14 protein-coding genes are annotated in these 19,250 nt (G+C 72.0%); 4 read left to right on the forward strand and 10 right to left on the reverse strand.

Annotated elements, in window-relative coordinates; genetic code table 11:
- Positions 1-22 precede the first annotated feature (22 nt).
- Positions 23-1,678: a glycoside hydrolase family 43 protein gene (locus tag O7615_RS03610; RefSeq protein WP_278175772.1), complete on the reverse strand. Its 1,656-nt coding sequence runs from the start codon at positions 1,676-1,678 to the stop codon at positions 23-25.
- Positions 1,679-2,023: 345 nt separating this feature from the next.
- On the opposite strand from O7615_RS03610, the gene O7615_RS03615 reads away from it, so the two are divergent.
- A complete protein-coding gene (locus O7615_RS03615) occupies positions 2,024-4,240 on the forward strand; it encodes an immune inhibitor A domain-containing protein (protein ID WP_278175774.1) in 2,217 nt (738 codons plus the stop codon).
- A gap of 145 nt (positions 4,241-4,385) precedes the next feature.
- On the forward strand, positions 4,386-4,739 hold the full coding sequence (locus tag O7615_RS03620) for a nitroreductase/quinone reductase family protein (protein ID WP_278175777.1): 354 nt from the start codon (positions 4,386-4,388) through the stop codon (positions 4,737-4,739).
- An 83-nt stretch (positions 4,740-4,822) separates the two neighbouring features.
- Here O7615_RS03620 and O7615_RS03625 read toward each other — a convergent pair whose 3' ends face one another.
- The 7 genes from O7615_RS03625 to O7615_RS03655 all read right to left on the reverse strand — a co-directional run bounded on the left by O7615_RS03625 (position 4,823) and on the right by O7615_RS03655 (position 14,064).
- On the reverse strand, positions 4,823-5,968 hold the full coding sequence (locus O7615_RS03625; RefSeq protein ID WP_278175779.1) for a hypothetical protein: 1,146 nt from the start codon (positions 5,966-5,968) through the stop codon (positions 4,823-4,825).
- Positions 5,969-6,144: 176 nt separating this feature from the next.
- Positions 6,145-6,903 carry a MerR family transcriptional regulator gene (locus O7615_RS03630; protein WP_278175781.1) on the reverse strand — a complete coding sequence of 253 codons (759 nt, stop codon included), beginning with the start codon at positions 6,901-6,903 and terminating at the stop codon, positions 6,145-6,147.
- Positions 6,904-6,942: 39 nt separating this feature from the next.
- Entirely contained in the window at positions 6,943-9,207 is a 2,265-nt protein-coding gene (locus tag O7615_RS03635) for an EAL domain-containing protein (RefSeq protein ID WP_278175784.1), read from the reverse strand.
- A 564-nt stretch (positions 9,208-9,771) separates the two neighbouring features.
- Positions 9,772-10,626, reverse strand: a complete 855-nt coding sequence (locus tag O7615_RS03640) for an SRPBCC domain-containing protein (protein WP_278175786.1) — start codon at positions 10,624-10,626, stop codon at positions 9,772-9,774.
- Positions 10,619-11,176 (reverse strand): helix-turn-helix domain-containing protein, encoded by a 558-nt coding sequence (locus tag O7615_RS03645; protein WP_278175787.1) that lies wholly within the window; start codon positions 11,174-11,176, stop codon positions 10,619-10,621. The genes O7615_RS03640 and O7615_RS03645 overlap by 8 nt, the downstream gene beginning before the upstream one ends.
- Positions 11,177-11,273: 97 nt before the next feature.
- A complete protein-coding gene (locus O7615_RS03650) occupies positions 11,274-12,617 on the reverse strand; it encodes a class I SAM-dependent methyltransferase (protein WP_278175789.1) in 1,344 nt (447 codons plus the stop codon).
- A gap of 67 nt (positions 12,618-12,684) precedes the next feature.
- Positions 12,685-14,064, reverse strand: a complete 1,380-nt coding sequence (locus tag O7615_RS03655) for an FAD-binding oxidoreductase (RefSeq protein ID WP_278175791.1) — start codon at positions 14,062-14,064, stop codon at positions 12,685-12,687.
- Between the two features lie 148 nt (positions 14,065-14,212).
- Here O7615_RS03655 and O7615_RS03660 point away from each other — a divergent pair, with 148 nt between their 5' ends.
- Positions 14,213-14,911: an RICIN domain-containing protein gene (locus tag O7615_RS03660; protein ID WP_278175792.1), complete on the forward strand. Its 699-nt coding sequence runs from the start codon at positions 14,213-14,215 to the stop codon at positions 14,909-14,911.
- A 30-nt stretch (positions 14,912-14,941) separates the two neighbouring features.
- On the opposite strand, the gene O7615_RS03665 is transcribed toward O7615_RS03660, so the two are convergent.
- Entirely contained in the window at positions 14,942-16,243 is a 1,302-nt protein-coding gene (locus O7615_RS03665) for an MFS transporter (protein ID WP_278175793.1), read from the reverse strand.
- A 71-nt stretch (positions 16,244-16,314) separates the two neighbouring features.
- On the opposite strand from O7615_RS03665, the gene O7615_RS03670 reads away from it, so the two are divergent.
- A complete protein-coding gene (locus tag O7615_RS03670) occupies positions 16,315-17,295 on the forward strand; it encodes a DJ-1/PfpI family protein (protein ID WP_278175795.1) in 981 nt (326 codons plus the stop codon).
- On the opposite strand, the gene O7615_RS03675 is transcribed toward O7615_RS03670, so the two are convergent.
- Positions 17,292-19,250 carry a VWA domain-containing protein gene (locus tag O7615_RS03675; RefSeq protein WP_278175797.1) on the reverse strand — a complete coding sequence of 653 codons (1,959 nt, stop codon included), beginning with the start codon at positions 19,248-19,250 and terminating at the stop codon, positions 17,292-17,294. The genes O7615_RS03670 and O7615_RS03675 overlap by 4 nt on opposite strands.

Raw genomic sequence — 19,250 nt, forward strand, 5'->3', positions numbered from 1 at the left:
CCGCGCCCGCGGTGGCCGCTACTCACCAGTGGCGGTACGCGGCCCAGTCGAAGTCCGCGTACCCGCCCTCGGCGCCCAGATCCTGAACCCACAGGCCGACGAACGCCCCGGTGAAGCCCCAGCCGTCCGGCTCACCATCCACAAGGGTCGCCGCATACTCGTCCGACAGGATCGTGGCGTCCAGCTCCACCGGCAGGTCGACCCAGCCCGCCGCACCGGCCAGCTGATAGGCGAACGTGACGCGCGGACCGTCGAAGGTGACCCGCAGCGTGATCTCGTCCACCTCCGGTAGTTCGATGCGGCACGCGTCGTGCATGGTGCGCCGGCCGTTGTCCGACGACAGCACCTCCAGCACCGGCCGCCCGTTGTCGTCGGCGGTCACATAGGCGTAGTGCCAGTTGCGGGTGTTGTAGTAGGCGGTGACGCCAGCGAGCTGGCGGTAGTTGGCCGGCGCGAAATGCAGGTGTGCGGTCAGCTCGCACTGCTTCGAGGTCACGCGACGCGCGACCAGGCTCGGGCGCTGCCGGCCGACCGGCGACTGCCCACCCTGAATCCGCAGGAACGAGGGGCGCGACGTGAGATCCACCCAGTCCGCAGTGGCGGGGCGGCGCAGCGTCGACCACTCCGGGCCGAGCACCGGCTCGGTAAAGTCGTCACGCTCCTCCGCCAGGTCCGCTGCCGGCTCAGCCTCACCCGGCACGGGTACGACCACCGCCGGAATGCCCCCCTCGATGCTCGGCCACTCCCCCTGCGGCCATTGCACCGCCTGGATTGCGGTCTCCCGGCCAAGCACGCACCGACCGAGTGGGGTGTACGGCCGGGCGGTCAGGTGCGCCAGGTACCAACGCCCGTCCGGGGTGGACACCAGGCTGCCGTGGCCGGCCTTCTGCAGCTCCAGCTCCGGGCGACCGTACGAGGTGAGCAACGGGCCGGCCGGATCGGCCTCGTACGGCCCGAACAGGCTACGGGAGCGGGCCACGGTCACCTGGTGCTCCCAGGACGTGCCACCCTCCGCGGTCACCAGGTAGTACCAGCCATCCTTCTGGTACAGGTGCGGACCTTCGGTGACACCGACGGAGGTGCCCTGGAAGATGATCCGTTCGGCACCGACAAGGCGCCGGGCCTCGCGGTCGTACTGCTGGATCTGAATGCCCGCGAACCGATCGCGGCCCGGCCGCCAGTCGGCGGTCATCGACAGCATCCAGGTGGTGCCGTCCTCGTCGTGGAACAGCTCCGCGTCGAACCCGCGCCCATGCAGCACCACCGGGTCCGACCAGGGCCCGGCCAGGTCGCGCGCGGTCACCAGATAGTTCTGCGGATCCCAGTACCCGCTGGCGAAGCTTGCCACGTCGGCGTACAGGAGATAGAACTCGCCGTCCATATAGGATAGATCGGGCGCCCAGACACCGCAGGAGTCACCCGCTCCGGTGAGGTCGAGAAGCCGCCGCTCGGTGAGGACGCCACCGAGCGGACGCCAGTTGACCAGGTCGGTCGAGTGGTGCAGCCGGACGCCGGGGTACCACTCGAAAGTCGACGTGGCGATGTAGTAGTCGGTGCCGACGCGCAAAATCGACGGGTCAGGGTTGAAGCCGGGTAGCACCGGGTTTCGAATCAGCCGGCCGGGCACCTCGCCGCCGTGGGGCCCAACCGTTGTCGGGCTCTTTGTTGCGGTCGTCATGTCGATTCTCCGTAGCGGTAGCCGCGTCGAAAGTTTCGGCGACGTTCCATCGCCGGATCGGCACAGGGTAGCCCCCGGTACGCCTTAGTGACAATGTCGACGGCCAGTACGTCTTGCCATGTTCGACGCCCCTTGTTTTCCGGAAGTTGTTCCGACAGTTCCCGGATCGAACACGGCGGTAGGGGAGACCTCGACCTGACCGGCTCATCGGATCGATTGCGCGCCGAGGTCTTGCCTGATCGATGCCCGGCTGCACAGGATACGGAGACGCTCGATCAGCGTACGTAGATCCACCGACGCCTGGGTCACTCCGGCGGGTAGGTCTTCCACCTATGAGGAGGTTCCGTGGCACGACGCCGCTTCGCGGGGATAGCAGCCAGCGCCATCGTCCTACCGTTGCTCTACGTCATCACTCAGCCGGCCTCGGCATCGGCCACCACGGAGACCGCGACGGTGAAACCCGTCCCGGCACCGGCCACCGGGCTGGCCAGCGACGTCCGCGAGCTGACGCGCAAGGACTTCACGTTCAACGGCCAGCGCCTTGAGGCGCCGACCGAGTACCAGCCCCGCACCCAGGCGCGGCAGTCACAGGCCGCCGAGACGCCGCCGGTCGGTACGGTGCGGCAGTGGCTCGCCCTGGACGACTACCAGGGCGTGATCTACCTGAAGGACTACACGCTGCGGGGCGTGGGCGACCACATCGAGGTGTGGGTCGCCAACGACACCGAGTTCCCGGAGGGTGACTGCCGCCGGCAGATCCCGAACTCGACGGTGGTCACCGACGCGCAGGTCGCGCACCTGGTCAACGAGTTCGACACCAACATGTACCCGAAGTCCACGGCCGCGTTCAGCACTCCGCCGGAGCGCGACGGCAGCAACGCCGCCATCGCCGGGGACTACACCGGCGCCGGCAACCGGACGGTCACGCTCGTCGACAACGTACGCGACGACAACTTCTACGACTTCCCGGCCGCGCCCAGCTACATCGCCGGGTTCCACTTCTCGCTCTTCAACGAGCTGCTCGACCGCAACATCATGACGGTCGACGCGTTCGACTGGGCGCACCGCACCGGTGCGAACCCGCCGAACGAGCCGACCGACGACCTGTGCACCAGCCGGCCGGCCCGCCCGAACCTGTACGAGGGCACGTTCATCCACGAATGGCAGCACCTGGCGCACTACTACGCCGACCCGTTCGAGACGGTCTGGCTCAACGAGGGCCTCTCCGACTTCGTGCAGACGCTCGCCGGTTACGTCGACGCCACGGCCCGAGTCGACCAGCGCGGCACGGACAGCCACATCCACTGTTTCCAGGGCTTCGGCATCGTCCAGACGGACTACAACACGAATCCACGCGACTGCGGTGGCCCGGAGAACTCGATCAATCTGTGGAACGAGGGCAGTACCTCCAGCGGAGTGCTCGCCGACTACGGCAACGTCTACTCGTTCTTCCTGTTCCTCTACGACCGCTACGGCCTGGACTTCATCTCCCGGCTGCACCGCGACGGCGACCTGCAGGGGCTGGCCAGCCTTGAGGCCGCACTCAGGGCCGAGGGCGTCAAGGACATGTACGACGTGATCCACGACTACCAGACGATGAACCTGGTCGACCGGATCGTCGGCAACTCCAAGCTCGGTATCACGCTCGGTGTCGACAAGCGGCGGGTCACCACGGCCAGCCTCAACGCCACGGTGAACCTCGCCAACCCGGCCTCGTACGCCACGCCGGGCGCGGCACCCAACGGCGCCGACTACATCCCCTTGCAGAAGGCGGATGGCAAGCCGCTGAGCCGCGGCGACCTGCGTTCGATCAAGTTCGCGGGCGCGAAGACGCTGCCGCCGGTCCCGCTGGCCTGGCGTACGGTGACCGACGACCCGGACCGGCCGGGCAACTCGGTGCTCTGGTCCGGCAACGCCAGCAGCCTCGACGTCGCGGCGGTCACGCCGGTGACGGTGCCGGTCGCCGACCCGACGCTGACCTTCCTCGCGAAGTACGGCGCCGAGCCCGGCTACGACTACGGCTACGTCAGCGTCTCCGCCGACGGCGGGGAGACCTACACCGTCATCGCCGGTGAGGAGACCGTCGCCGGTCCGCTCGGCCCGGCCCTGAACGGCACCACCGAGGGCTTCGAGCCGCACTCGTTCGACCTGTCGGCGTACGCCGGGCAGGAGGTGCTGGTGAGCTTCCGCTACGTCAGCGACGGCGGCGTCAACGAGGGCGGCCTACTGATCGACGACATCGCCGTCGGCGGCACACTGGTCAGCGACGGGTCGAGCCTGGCGCCGTTCAGCTCGCCGTCGGAGATCCACCCGACGCCGGTGGCGAACTGGAACGTCCGGTTCGTCGGCATCGACGAGAAGCTCAAGCTGGCCCTCCAGGTCGAGGTCGACGGCAAGTCGGGCTTCACCCTCGGGCTGGTCCAGACGGCGCTGCTGACCGCCTTCCCGAAGGTGGTCGCCATCGTCGCCTACGACGAGCCGACCGAGCAGGTGACCCAGTACGCGCCGTACACCCTCACGGTGAACAACGTGGTCCAGCCCGGCGGCGCGCCGCTGAGCTGACCCGACCCGGAACTCCCGGTGCCGCGCCGCGCGGCACCGGGAGTTCGCCGTTTCGAGGGGTAGGTGGCGGAACCGGCGGCGCGAGCCGGCGGCGCTGCCTAGCCTGTCGGCAGAGGCACCGTCGGGCGCACGCACGGAGGACATCATGACCAACGCGATCGGTGACGCCCTCGACGGCGTACGCGAGGTCGAGCTGACCGTGACCGGCCGGAAGACCGGGCGGCAGATCTCGCACCCGGTGTGGTTCGTGCAGCAGGACGACAACGTGTTCCTGGTACCGGTAACCGGCTCGGACAGCCAGTGGTACAAGAACGTCCAGCAGACGCCGATGGTCCAGTTGACGGCCAACGGCGCCGCGTTGAGTTCGAGCGCCACCCCGATCACGGCGACCGACCAGGTCGACCGGATCGTGGCGATGTTCCGCGACAAGTACGGCGCCGACCAGTTCGAGTCGTACTACCCGAAGCACGACGTCGCCGTCCAGGTCCCCCTCGGATAACCCGTTGCTCGGTCATCGCGGCGAAGAACGGCGCTCTCCCCTCCTGACCCGCCGCCCGCCCGGATGCGGCGGGACCGGTCAGCTCAGTCGGAGACGGTGCGGCGCACGCCGCCGTGCAGGCCGCAGGCCCGAGGGCTGCCACCGGCCAGGCTGATCTTCCCGTTCTCGCACTGCACCAGGTAGCCCCTGCCCTCCCAGAACCCGGGTACGCAGTCGAAGTGGTCACACACCTCGCGGGCCGGCTCGCGGATCCGTTCCCCGCCGCAGAAGTCGTATCCCATCGGGTTGGCGGGGGCGCCGCAGCGCCGCTCGGGCGTCGGGCTGGGCCGGCGCGGCGCGGGTGAGTCGCCGGCACGCGGCGAAGCGGTGGTGCGCGGTGAGCCGGTGGCGCGCGGCGCCGTCGCGGCGCTGGCGGTGGCCGGTGCCGGGGTGGCGGCGACCGCGGTTTCCGTGCGGGTCGGGGCGGACGGGCCGGAGTTGGCCAGCGCCACCGGCACCATCACGGCGAGCGCGGCGGCGACCACGGCGGTCCGGCGGCCACCGGGGATCAGCGCCGACAGCCGGGCCTGCCCGGGGGTGGCGATGCCCGGTCGGGACGGGCGTAGCCGGGCGTGCTCGGCGATCAGCTCGTCGAGCTGGTCGATGACCGCCTGGCGCTGCTCGATGGCGTCGGCGAAGGCCAGGGTGAGCACGAACCGGAACTCGGCCGCCGCGTCCACACGCAGCAGCACCCCGGAGGTACGCCGCCGGTCCAGCACCTGGATCAGGGTCACCGACGCGTGCGGGTCGTGCGCCAGACCGGTCATCCGCCGGTACGCCCAGTCGCGCCGGCCCCGCCCGCCGAGCAGGACCAGCCGACGGTTGGTGATCACCGCCATGCCGGCGTCGGTGATCCGTACCCCGTCGGGAAGGCGCTTGCGCAGGCGGCCGGTCTCGGCGCCGACGGTCAGGTCGGGGGCGGGCAGCACGGCGGTGTGTCGCATCTCGACCAGTTGCGCGGCCGGCACCACCCGGAGCACGACCTCGTCGGCGACCAGTTCCAGGGGAAGCCCGTCGCCCGCCCCCGCCGAGCCGTGACACTGCTCGGCCAGCGTACGCAGGCGGCGCAGCTCGTCGTCGCGTCGCCGCCACGTTCCCTCGACGCTGCGGAACAGCCGCAGCCGGCGCTCGTTCTGCCGGCGCGCCCACCGGTACCGCCATGTCGAACCCGTCGAATCAGTCCTTGCCACGCCGACTCCTTCGCCGCGCATGCCACCAACCGCAGGCCACCAAGTGGGGTGTCACAGTGTTAACGGCTGCGGGCACCGGCAGGGACACGGCCCCGACCGGGCGAATTACCCGATCGGTGGACCAATACGGACGAGACGGTGGTTTCGCCACGACGACGAGCGGCCCACGCCGAACGTCAGGCGCGGGTGATCGCGTTGGCGTGGATCGCCTCGGCCAGGTACGCGGCCAGCCCCGGCGCCATCGCTTCGTAATGGGCGGTGAACCGCTCGTCGGCCAGGTACATGTCAGCCAGCCCGGTGTGGATCTCGTACGAGCACTCGTAGAACCACCGGCTGATCAGCTGCCGGTGCTCCTCGGCCAGGTCCCTCGCCTGCGGGCCGTCCGCGGGCGCGCCCGAGGCCAGCAATGCGACGATCCGCCGCCCCCAGTCCTCGTTCTCGGCCTTGATCCGCTGCCAGTCCTCCTTGGTGTGGCGCGACGCCCGCCGGTTCGACTCCCGGTACGCGTCGGTGCCGCCCCACCGCTGCTCCGCCTCCTCGGCGTGCGCCTCCGGGTCGAAGTCACCGAACACCTCGAAGCGCTCCTGCGGGGTCAGTCGGATGTCCAACTTGCTCGCCTCCATCGCGAACTCGATCGCCGCGACCATCTCCTGCAGGCGCCTGATCCGCACCGTCAGCAACTCGTGCTGTCGGCGCAGGTGGGCGCCGGGGTCGCTCGCCGGGTCGTCGAGGATCACGGCGATCTCTTCCAGCGGGAACCCCAGCTCGCGGTAGTACCGGATCAGCTGCAACCGCTCCAGATCGGCATCGGAGTAACGGCGGTAGCCCGCCGCGCTGCGCCCGCTGGGCGACAACAGCCCGATCTCGTCGTAGTGATGCAGCGTCCGGACCGTCACCCCGGCGAGTCGGGCCACCTGGCCCACGCCGTACGCCATGGTTCCCTCCCTTCCTGGGAACCACGGTCCCGCCTGCCGTTACGTGAGGGTCAAGTCCGATTCTGCGACGCCGGTCACCCCGGACGGGTCGGTCTGCGCCAGGAGGGTTCGCAGCTCGGCCAGGGCGGTCGGGCGGCCGTACCGGTAACCCTGCCCGTGCAGGCAGCCGATCGCGACCACCGCGTCGTGCTGCCGTTCGGTCTCCACCCCCTCGGCCACCACGTCCAGGTCGAACGCGCCGGCCAGCCGGGTCACCATCTCCACCGTCGCGTACGCCCGGGTGTCCTCGGGGATCCGGGCCACGAACGAACGGTCGATCTTCAGCTCGGTCGCCGGGATCCGGTGCAGGTAGCTCAGTGACGAGTACCCGGTGCCGAAGTCGTCGATGGCGATCCGGATGCCCAGCTCCCGCAGCTGCCCCAGCCGGTCGAGCACCGCGTCGCTGCCCTCGATCAGCGCCGACTCGGTCAGCTCCAGGGTCAGCGCCCGGGGGGCCAACCCGGCCCCGGCGGTGGCTTCCGTGACGGTCGCGATCAGGTCGGGCCGGCGCAGGTGCGACGCGGCGATGTTCACCGCCACCGTCACCGCCGGCACCTGCTGCTGCCAGGTGGCCGCCGCCCGGCACGCCTCGTGGATCACCCACCGGTCGATCGCCAGGATCAGCCCGGTCTCCTCGGCCAGCGGCAGGAACCGGGCCGGGCTGAGCACGCCGAGCCGGGGATGCCGCCACCGCACCAGTGCCTCCGCGCTGCGCACCGCCCCGGTGGCCAGGTCCACGATCGGCTGGAACTCCAGGTGCAGCTGCTCCTCGTCGACCGCCCGCCGCAGGTCGGCGATCAGCTCCGCCCGGCTCACCGCCGACTCCCGCAGCCCCTGCGTGCACCGCCGGTACGCGGACTTGCCCGCCGCCTTCGCCGCGTACATCGCGATGTCCGCGTCGCGCAGCAGATCCGTGTACGAGATGTGCTGCGGCCCGTACTCGGCGATGCCGATGCTGGCCGACGGATGCACCCCGACCAGCTCCTCGCCGGGCGACGGTTGCAGCGCCGCCAGCAACCGCTCGGCCAGCCGCTCCGGCGCCGCCGGTCGCCCGTCGGTGACCAGCACGGCGAACTCGTCACCGCCGACCCGGGCGATCATGCCGTCGTCGCCGACCGCCCGACGCATCCGCCGGGACAGGCCGGACAGCAGCGTGTCGCCGGTGGTGTGCCCGAACCGGTCGTTGACCTGCTTGAACCCGTCCAGGTCCAGCAGCAGCACCGCGACCCGGTCCGTTCCCCGCAGGGCACCGCGCAGCCGGCGGGTGAACGCCAACCGGTTGGGCAACCCGGTGAGCTGGTCGACGTAGGCGAGCTGCCGCAGCCGGGCGACCAGGCGCAGGTTCTCGTTCGCCGCCAGTCCCTGCCGCAGCGCCAGCGCCGCCAACAGCGCCATCATCGCCAGGAAGATCGGCAGCGGGGTGTGGCCGCCGGTGTCGCGCGCCAGCATGGTCGCCACGATCGCCCCGCCCACCGGCAGGTAGGGCAGCACCACGCGCCACCACGGCGGCAACGGCGACTCCCCCGCCTCCTCGGCGCCGGAGTAGTCGGACGGCGGCGACATCCGGGTCGCCACGACGATCAGCAGATAGCTCAGCGGCCAGAGCACGTCGATCGGCGTGCCGGGCTGGTAGGTGCCGGCGGCGACCAGCGACACGTACGCCGTGTCGGCCACCGCGCGCACCGTCAGGCTCGCCCCGAGCAGCGCCATCGGCCGCCACACCGGCCGGCCGGGACCGACCACCGCGACCAGGATGGTCAGCTGCATCAGGTCGAACATCGGGTAGAGCAGGCCGGCGGTGCGCAGTGGCTCGTCGAGATCCGTCATGGTGACGTTGCGGAAGAACACCAGCCAGCCGATCGGGACCAGCGCCAACCCGACGATCACCCCGTCGAGCAGGGTCCGGGCGCGACCCACCGTGGTGCGCGGGGCGGTGACCGAGCAGAACAGGGCGCCGGTGCCGGTCAGCAGGCTCACCGCGAAGATCAGCCCGACCGGCACCGTGTGCGGCAGACTATCCCCGAGCAGCCGCTGCGACGTCCACAGTGCCCGCCCGGCCAGGGCCAGCGCCATGGTGGCCGCCAACAACAGCCAGAACCGGCGCAGCGCCGCCGGATGCCGGCGGGCCGCCCCGACGCAGGCCACCGCGGCCCAGCCCGCCACGGCGATCGCGCCCAGGTCGCTGACCAGTGCGCCGGCGGGCAGTTCCAGCGCCAACCAGAGCGCCTCTACCGCGACGACGACGCCGGCACCGACCAGCCCCACGCGACCGGCTCGTTTCTGCCCGGGCGACCGCGCGGCAGCCTGCTCGACGTCCTTTCGCGACACAGCGATCGCTCCGGCTCTCTCTGGTACGGACCCCCTCGACGACGAGGACCGGTCCTGGCAAACCCCGAAAGCCTAGCCACGCCCGCAACCACCCCGCCAGATCCAGCGGCACCCAAGTCCACAACCTGACGGCCCATCCGCCCTCCGCCCATCCGCGCCCGCCAGCGACACCACCCCACCCGACACCAACACCCGATCCGAGCCGCCCCTTCCCCTCTCCCCACACCAGTCCACACCGGTCGTAACACAGAGCAACCACCCGATGGCCGTCACGCACAGTGACCCTGCCCACCCCCACCCTCATCACCCCACGCGCCCTTTGCTCTGCTTACCCATACGCAACCCCGCCTTGAACTGGCATTCCAGCGAAGCAACGCTTCTGTCGTCGACTACCTAGAGCAACCGGTGCGTATAGGTAAGCAGAGCAAAGGGTCCGCAGAGGGATTCGGCGGGCGTAAGCTTCGGTGACGGTTAGTGATGGGCGGTCGTGGTCGGGGCGGCTCAACCGGTGGGGGCGGCCTCTCCGGGCAGCCAGAACGGCTGCCAGTCCGGCACCTCGTGGAAGCGCCGCAGTTCGGCCAGCCCGCTGACCGACCCGGACCAGGCCGCGTACGGCGGGTTCTGCTCGTCGAAGCCGCTCTGCACGAAGGTCAGCTTCGTCTTCCCCTCGGACTCGGCCAGTTCCCAGGTGGTGACGCCGGACGGTCCCCAGTCGACGGATATCCGCCGGCCGGGCTCCAGGTCGACCACCTTGGCGGCATGGCCGCTCTCGAAGCCGCCCATGGCGTACCGGCCGCCGACCCAGGGCTCGATGCCGATCGGGTAGCCGAACCAGGCGCTGGCCTGCTCGGAGTCGGTCAGCGACTCCCACACCTTGTCGGCCGGGGCGGCGATCACCAGCTCGCCCCGGAAGTCGGTACGGGTGAAGTCCGTCTTCGGGAGCAGCGGGTTGCCGGCCAGGTGGGATTCGAGGTTGGCGATCGCCAGAGCCCAGTAGGTCTCCAGGACGCCCCGGATGCTGGTGCCGTTGATCACGTCGTTGAAGTCGAAGTGGGTCTGGGACAGCCGCAGTACGGTCGCGTCCGGCCCGTCCGGACGCAGGGTGATCTCGGTGGTGGTTTCCACGCCGTCGAGCAGCCAGGCGAAGCGCAGCCGGTCGTCGTCGGCGTGCAGCAGCCGCTGGTGCGGCGCGTCACCCTCGGGCGTGTACCGGCCCCAGAACTCGTACCGCTCGGGCAGCTCGACCTCGGCGTGCTCGGCCAGCCAGACGCGCAGCTCGGCCGGGTCGGTCAGGGCCTGGCGGACCCGCGCGACCGGCACGGCGAGTCGGGCGGCGACGATCATCGGTTCAGTCACGGTCGATTTCCTTCGGGTAGCAGGCCACGGCGAGCTTGAAGGCGTCACCTTCGGCGCCGCCGTAGCGCGTGAACAGGTCCTGCAGCGTGGACTGCAGGTCGTGCAGGAACTCCTGCCGGCGCTCCGCCGGCACGCGGATCTCACCGGAGACACCGATCGAGGGCAGCTCCGGCGCGGTGCGATCCAGGGCGGCGACGTCCGCCTGGACCTCCTCCATCAGGTCCAGCAGGTAGCCCAGGCTCAGCTCGTCGCGCGCCCGGCGCAGACCGATCCGCCCCACCACGCGGGGCGAGAGCCAGTACGACCGGGCGACGGCCTGGTAGATGCCCTCGGTGATGCCGCGGACCTTGCGCTGGTCGACCTGCTCGACCAGCCCGGCCCCGACGAGTTGCTTGACGTGGTAGTAGACGCGTTGCGGCGTCTGCTCCAGCCGGGCGGCCACCTCGGTGCAGGTGCGCGGCTCGGCCAACTGCCGCAGGATCTCGACGCGCTGCGGCTTGAGCAGCGCCTCGGCCTGCTCGATCTGCTCCAGGTACAGGACATCCCTCATGGCAAAATCAGCTTGTACGTAAAAAACTTCCTTGTCAATAGGGTCGACGAAGGCCGCGCCGGCGATATCCGGCGCGGCCTTCGGATCGGTCAGCGGGTCAGGGCAGCCAGTCGGGGCGCAGCGGATAGCCGTTCACCGCGTCCTGGCCGTTGCGCGTCGCCACGACCTGGTGCAGTTGGATGCCGTTGCGCTCGAAGGCCAGCCGCGAGCCGGCCATGTAGAGCCCCCACACCCGGGCCGTGCCCGCACCCACCTCGGAGACGCAGAAGTCCCACTGGGTCACCAGGTTGCGACACCACGCGGCCAGCGTCAGCGCGTAGTGCTGGCGCAGGTTCTCCTCGTGGTGCACCTCCAGCCCGGCGTCGTGGATCTCGCTGATCAACCGGCCCGGCCCCGCCAACTCGCCATCGGGGAAGACGTACCGGTCGATGAAGGCGCCCGAGCGGTGCGGCGCCCGATTGTCCGCCCGGGTGATGCAGTGGTTGAGCAGCCGTGCGCCCGGTCGCAGCCGGTTGCGCAGGAAGCCGAAGTAGGCCGGATAGTTGCGGACCCCGATGTGCTCGGTCAGACCGATCGAGGAGACCGCGTCGAACTGCTCGCGCGGTGCGTCGCGGTAGTCCAGGTGCCGCACCTCGGCCAGCCCGGTCAGCCCCTCCCGCTCGATCGCCGCCTGCGCCCACTGCGCCTGCGCCCGCGACAGCGTCACCCCGAGCGCCCGCACGCCGTACTCGCGGGCGGCGTGCCGGACCATGCCGCCCCAGCCGCAGCCCACGTCCAGCAGCCGCATCCCCGGCCGCAGCGCGAGCTTGCCGGCGACCAGGTCGTACTTGCTCGCCTGGGCCTGCTCCAGCGTGTCGTCGGGGCTACGGAACACCGCGCAGGTGTACGTCATCGACGGGCCGAGCACCTTCTCGTAGAACGCGTTCGACACGTCGTAGTGGTGCGAGATGGCGGTGCTGTCGCGGGTCCGCGAGTGTCGCCACCCGCCCATGATCCGCTTCCAGCGCGGCAACGCCTCCTGCGGCGGAGCCGGCGGCGGCAGCAGCCGCTCCCAGCCCAGCCCTCGCACCAGGGCCAGCCCTTCGGCCAGCGCCGGTGGCCGCACCCGCAGCTCGTCCTTGAGCACCCGCAACGCCTCGTACGGGTCGCCCGGGTGCACACCCTCCAGGGCCAGGTCACCACTGACGTACGCGCGCGCCATGCCGAGGTCGCCCGGCGCGGTGAGGAGGTACGACAGCCCTCGTTCGGATCGGATCGACAGGGTGATCCCGGCGTCGGTCGGGCCGATGGCACTGCCGTCGTACCCGGTCACGCGAACCGGCAGAGGGCCCGAGGTCACCGCCCGGACGATGTCCGCCACGGTCGGTCCATGCCGCCGGCCCCCCGGGGGCGGTGTGGCGGGAGCGCCTGCCGCTCCCTGGCTTCGGTCGGTGAGGCTCATGCCGGCACTCCGCTTCGCTCCGTGCCGCCATGAGGCACCACCGCGCTGAGCCTGATGATTCGCTCGCTCATGCTCGTGCTACCGCTTTCTCGTACAGTCCGGTAAGCCGATGCTCCGGGTCGTACCGCTCCCGCACGGCGCGCCACGTCCCGCCGCCGTAGAGCCGGTCGAACGATTCCCGGTCGTAGTACGCGTCGGAGTAGAGCGACTTGTGCCCGCCCGCCTCCGACACCGCGCGCTCGATCTCTCGGTTGACGTCGCCGTCGGCGGCGCCCTCGGCGATCGGCACGCTCCCCCAGAACCCGATGTTGACGTAGTCCTGCCCCGGCCGCAGTGGATACAGCGGCCAGGACCGGGCCGATCCCGCGCCCGCCGGCTCACGGAGCCGCAGCGGGCACAACCACACCGGTGTCATCCCGACCCGCCGGGCGAACCAGTGCAGAAACTCGGCGGTGCGCGCCAACGGAACCTCCACGTCCTGCACGACCCGCTCCCGGGCCGGCTGGCCGCGCCACCGGTCGATCCGGGCGGCCACCCGGTGCCGGTGCTCCAGGCGCACGATGCGGTGATAGACGTCGCTGCGCCGCCACCGGGCCGGCCATAACCGCCGCACCACCGGGTGCTGCGCGCCGAACGCCGCCGAGCACCAGAACCAGTCGGTGTCCCACCGCCACAGGTAGTCGTGGGTGGTCAGCGCGTCATGCGGGCGCCGCCGCAGCGAGCGGTAGTAGATGTCCTGCCCGGTGTAGTCGGAGACCCCGGACACGTCGTCGGTGAAGGTCGCCAGGGTGAGGTACGCCTCGCCGGGGCTGAACATCACCCCGTCCATCGCGTCGACGCTCTCGCCGGCCCAGGCGCGGGTGGCGGCGATCTCGCCGATCGCCCCGGTCAGCTCGGTCAGGCTGGTGAACCGCAGGTTGCGCAGTGCCACGTAGCGGCGGACCGGTTGCAGCTCGATCCGCAGCCGGGTGGCGTAGCCGAGGCTGCCCAGCGAGTTGGGGAACGCAGCGTACAGGTCGGCGTGCTCGCCCTCCGGCCGAGCGGTGACCACCTCGCCGGCACCGGTGAGCACGTCCAGCTCGATCACCGACTCGTGCGGCAGGCCGTTGCGGAACGAGGTCGACTCGATGCCCAGCCCGGTCACCGCCCCACCGAGGGTGATGGTGCGCAGCTGCGGCACCACCAGCGGCATCAGGCCGTGCGCGAGGGTCGCCTCGACGAGCCGTTCGTAGGTGCACATGCCCTGCACGTCGGCGGTGCGGGCGACCGGATCGATGCCCAGCACCCCGCCCAACCCGCTGACGTCCAGCCCCGAGCTGGGGGCGCTGCGCGGGCGGAACAGGTTGGAGGTGCGCTTCGCCAACCGCACCGGCTGGCCGGCTGGCACCGCCTCGTATGACCGTCGCAGCTGGGCTACCGCCAGGTCATGATCACGCACGGCCTGCATGAGATCACTCTACGCGCCACGGGTGACAGTGGCGGGATGTCCACGGGCGGCGTTCCCAGTTCCCCGGATCCCGGTTTCCCGCGTCGACGGAGTCACCGTCGGTGGGGGTGGCTGGCCCGCGCCGGCCCCGGTGGGCCAGGATGCCGGCATGTCGGAAACCGATGGATCGGGCACCGTCTACGGCAGCAGCCGCGCCGGGCCGCCCCGCGACCCGCTGGTGCTCACGGCGCTGGCGGTCGGGCTGGTCGGCGTACTGCTGGGGGTGCTGTTCGCCACCGGCGTGCTCGGCGGCGGCGACCCGACGCCGGCACCGACGGTGGCCGCGCCCCGCCCGACACCGGCACCGCCCAGCCCCACCGACACCGAACCGGAGCCCAGCACGGCACCGGCCGAACCGACTCCCTCGCCCACCCCCAGCGCCGACCCGGACGCGATCGTCGGGCCGAAGGTGTTCCGCGGCGTCGGCTCGGGCCTCTGCCTCGGCCTCGACGGCGATGGCGAGCGGGCCGTCGCCACGCTGGCCGCGTGCAGCGGCGGGCCGGAGCAGCAGTGGGTGGTCAACCCGTTCGACCCGGACACGGTCACGCTGACCAACGCCGCCCACAACCAGTGCCTCGACGTCGAGGGTCACAGCGGCGACGACGGCGCCCGGTTGCAGCAGTTCGGCTGCCACGGCGACGGCAACCAGCAGTGGCGGCTGCAACCGGTCGGCGACGGCGCGACCGTGCTGGTGGCCGTGCACAGCGGCAAGTGCGCCCAGGTCCGCGACGGCGGCGCCGCAGCCGGCGACGACATCATCCAGGCGCCCTGCGACGGCAACCCGGCGCAGCGCTGGGCCGTGCAGTGACACTGGGCGCTACACCCCGCCTCCAGCTGGTCAGCCACGGTAGCTCCAGGCGCGGGGCGCGACGGCCACCGGCTGCGGCTCGCCGAACACGGCACCGCGCTGGCGCAGCAGCATCAGCGACAGCACCGCCGCGCCCACCGACAGCATTCCCGCCGCGTACCAGGCCAGGTGGTAGGTGCCGAGCTGGTCGCGGATGAGTCCCGCGCCGGTGGCCGCGACCGCCGCGCCGAGCTGGTGCGAGGCGAAGACCCAGCCGAAGACGACCGCGCCGGACGCGCCGAAGTACTCCCGGCAGAGGGCCACCGTCGGCGGCACCGTGGCGACCCAGTCCAGGCCGTAGAAGATGATGAAGACCAGCATGCTCGGCTCGGCGGTGGCCGCGAAGAGGCCGGGCAGCACCAGCAGCGACCCGCCGCGCAACGCGTAGTACGCCACCAGCAGCAGCCGGGGGTCGTACCGGTCGGTGAGCCAACCGGAGGCGATCGTGCCGACGATGTCGAAGAGCCCGACCAGGGCCAGCAGGCCGGCGGCCGTGGTCTGCGGCATCCCGTGATCGTGCGCGGCGGGCACGAAGTGCGTACCGACCAGGCCGTTGGTGGTCGCGCCGCAGATCGCGAAGCCGGCGGCGAGCAGCCAGAACGGCCGGGTGCGCGCCGCCTGGGCCAGGGCGCCCACGGCACGGGCGGCGGCCCCGCCCGCCGGCCTGCTCGGCGGCACCACCTCCGCCGCGCCGTACGGCGGCAGGCCGAGATCCGCCGGGTACTCCCGCAACAGCCGCAGCACCAGCGGTACGACCAGCAGCGCCGCCCCCGCGACCACCAGTGCCGCCGACCGCCAGCCGTACGCGTCGACCAGCAGCGCCAGCAGCGGTAGGAAGACCAGCTGGCCGGCCGCCCCGCCGGCAGTGAGCACACCGGTGACCAGGCCACGGCGGCGCACGAACCAGCGTCCGGTGACCGTGGCGACGAAGGCCAGCGCCATCGACCCGGTGCCCAGCCCGACCAGCACGCCCCAGCAGGCGATGAGCTGCCAACTGGCGGTCATGAAGACGGTCAGCCCGCTGCCGACGGCGACCAGGACCAGCGCGGCGGCCACCACCCGGCGGATGCCGAAGCGGTCCATCAGGGCCGCGGCGAACGGCGCGGTCAACCCGTAGAGGAGCAGGTTCACCGAGACGGCGGCGGAGATGGTGGCCAGCGGCCAGCGGAACTCGGCGTGCAGCGGGTGCAGCAGCACCGACGGAGTGGCCCGGAACCCGGCGGCGCCGACCAGCGCCAGGAAGGCGACGGCGGCGACGATCCAGGCCGGATGCAGGCGGGCAGTTCGATTCACCAGGCGAGTCTGCGGCGGGCCGGCCCTGCCCGGCGAGTGGCCGGTGAGCCACGTTGCGCAATAATCGGGCCATGACTCCGCACCGGATCGCCGTCCTCGCCGTGGACCAGGTGGTCGGCCTGGACCTGGGCACCCCCGCTCAGGTCTTCAGCACCGCCCGGGACGCCGACAACCGCCACTACTACGCCGTCGACACCTGCACCCCCGGTGGGCGGCCGGTCCGCAGCTCCGCCGGCTTCCAGGTGCTGCCCGACCACGGGCTGGAGCTGCTGGACCGGGCCGACACGGTGATCGTGCCCGGGATGTACGGCGACGCCCTGCTCCGCCACGACGCCATCGAGCCCGAGGTGGCCGCGGCGCTGCGGGCCGCGTACGACCGGGGCGCCCGGATCATGTCGATCTGCACCGGCGCCTTCGTGCTGGCCGCCGCCGGCCTGCTCGACGGTCGGCGCGCCACCACCCACTGGGGGCACGCCGACCGCTTCCGCCGGCTGTACCCGCAGGTCGACCTCGACCCCGACGTGCTCTTCGTGGCCGACGACCGGGTGCTCACCTCGGCCGGCGTCGCCGCCGGCATCGACCTGTGCCTGCACGTGGTCCGCGCCGATCACGGCAGCGAGGTGGCCAACCAGGCCGCCCGCCGGTGCGTCATGCCACCGTGGCGCGACGGCGGTCAGGCCCAGTACATCGAACGCCCGGTGCCGCAGGCGCCCGACACCAGTACCGCCGTGGCCCGGCAGTGGGCCCGCGAGCGGCTGCACGAGCCGGTGAGCCTGCGCAAACTGGCCGGGCAGGCGCGGATGAGCGTGCGCACCTTCACCCGCCGGTTCCGCGCCGAGACCGGGCTGAGCCCGGCCCAGTGGCTGCTGCACGAGCGCACCGACCACGCCCGGCTACTGCTGGAGAGCACCGACCTGACCGTCGAGCAGATCGCCCGGCGCAGCGGCTTCGGCACCACCGCCGCCCTGCGCCAGCAGCTGCACCTGCGCATCGGCGTCGCCCCGTCGGCGTACCGCCGCGCCTTCCGCCGCTCCCCCGAAGGTGGGAGCTAGCGGCGGCGGCCTCGGCGGGCCCGCAGGTAGTCGCTGACCACGTACTCGCCGAGGTCGTCGGCGTCCGGCGTGAACACCCGGCCACCGCTGCGCCGGGCGACCGCCTCGACGAACCGGCGCAGACCGGGATCGTCGCCGAGCATGAAGAGATTCAGCGTCGCACCGTACCGGGCGAGCCGGTCCACCTCCCGGATGGTCGCCTCGATCGTCTCCGGCGACGACGGCCACGCGAAGAGCGCCTCCCCGTCGTCGGGGTCCAGGTGGGCGGTCGGTTCCCCGTCGGTGACCACCAGCACCACCGGCTCCGCGTCCGGGTGGCGTCGCAGGTGTCGCCCGGCCAGCCGCAACGCGTGTTGCAGGTTGGTGCCCTGCGTCAGGTCCGGCTCGACCGCCGCCAACTCCTGCCGGGTCAGCGTCGCCGCCTCCCGGCCGAAGCCGATGATCTGGAGCGCGTCCTGCGGGAACCGGGTCGCCATCAGGTGCGCCAGGGCCAGTCCCGTCTGCTTCATCGGCCCCCAGCGCCCCTGCGAGATCATCGAGTACGACAGGTCGACGCAGAGCGCCACCGCCGCCGAGGCCCGCCGCTCGGTCTCGACGACCTCGAAGTCCTCGACGGCCAGCTGCACCGGCACGCCCGGGCCGGCCCGGCGGACCGCCCGGGTCAGCGTCCGCACCACGTCCAACGGTTGTTCGTCGCCGTACTCCCAGGGCCGCGACGCCCCGGTCACCTCGCCGGCCGCCCCGGCCGAACGCAGGTCGTGCTGCCCTCGCGGGCCGGCGGTCAACTCGGCGAAGACCTGCCGCAGCGCGGTGCCGCCGAGCCGGCGCAGCGCCTTCGGGCTCAGGGTCAGGCCCTCGGCGTCGCGGCTCACCCACCCCTGCCGGCGCAGCTCCCGCTCCAGCTCCCGCAGCCGGCGTACGTCGTCGGCCGCGTCGCGGCCCAGCGTCCGGGCCACCGCGTCGACGTCGATGTCGTCCAGGGTCGCCCCGGGGTGCGTCTGGCCCAGCTGGTCGAGCAGGTCGTCCAGCTCGGCGACCTCGTCGAGCGCCCCGGTCGCCTCGCCGTAGCCCAGCGGCCGGCCGCCGCCCTGCGTCCGCTCGCCGCGACCCCAGCGCAGGTCGGGCCGCAACGCCCGCAGGTTCGCCTCCAGCGCGGCCAGCTCCGAATCGAGCCGGTCGCCGAGGGACTCGCGCATCAGACCCGCCAGCTCCTCGCGCTGCCGCTCCGACAGCGAGTTCATCAACCGTTGGCCGGCCGCCGCGCGGCGGGCCAGCACGTCGATCAGCTCGTCGACGTTGCTCGGCCGTTCCGGGAAGAACTCGCCGTGCCGGCGCATGAACTCGGCGAACGCGTCGGTGGTGTCCTCCGCGCGGGCGTGCCGGGCCAGCAGGGCGTTGAGGTCCCGCATCATCTCGGCCACCCGCGCCTGCACCGCCGGGTCGGCCGCCAGCCGCGCCGAGTCGCGCAGCCCGGCGAAGCGCTGGCCGAGCACGTCGTCGCGCAGCCCGTCGAGGATCCGCTGGTAGTTCTGCCGGGCCTCGTCGCTCGCCCACGGGTAGCCGGACAGCTCCCGTACCGCCTGTGCGGTGGAGCGGGGCAGATTGTCCAGCACCGTCTCGGCGAACCGCGCCGCCTCGTCCTGCCGGCCGGCCAGCTCGTCCCGCTCGGCGGCGAGGGCCTGGTCGAGCAGGGCCCGCGCCCGGGTCACCGCGCCGTCCAGGTCACCCCGGCGCAGCGCCTCCCGCCGCAGCCGGCGGGCGCGGGCGGTCAACCCGTCCAGCCCGCCGTGCCCCTGCAGGCCCCGGCGCAGCAGGTCCCGCAGCGCGTCGCGCAGGCTGCCGCCGGCCAGCACCTCCGCGCCGACCTGATCCACCGCGGCCCGCACGTCGTACGGTGACGCCAGCGGATCGGGGCCGCCGCGCCACTGCCCGTACCGGAACCGGTTGCCGGCCAT

It is taken from the genome of Micromonospora sp. WMMD1082, from assembly GCF_029626175.1.
Classification (GTDB): domain Bacteria; phylum Actinomycetota; class Actinomycetes; order Mycobacteriales; family Micromonosporaceae; genus Micromonospora.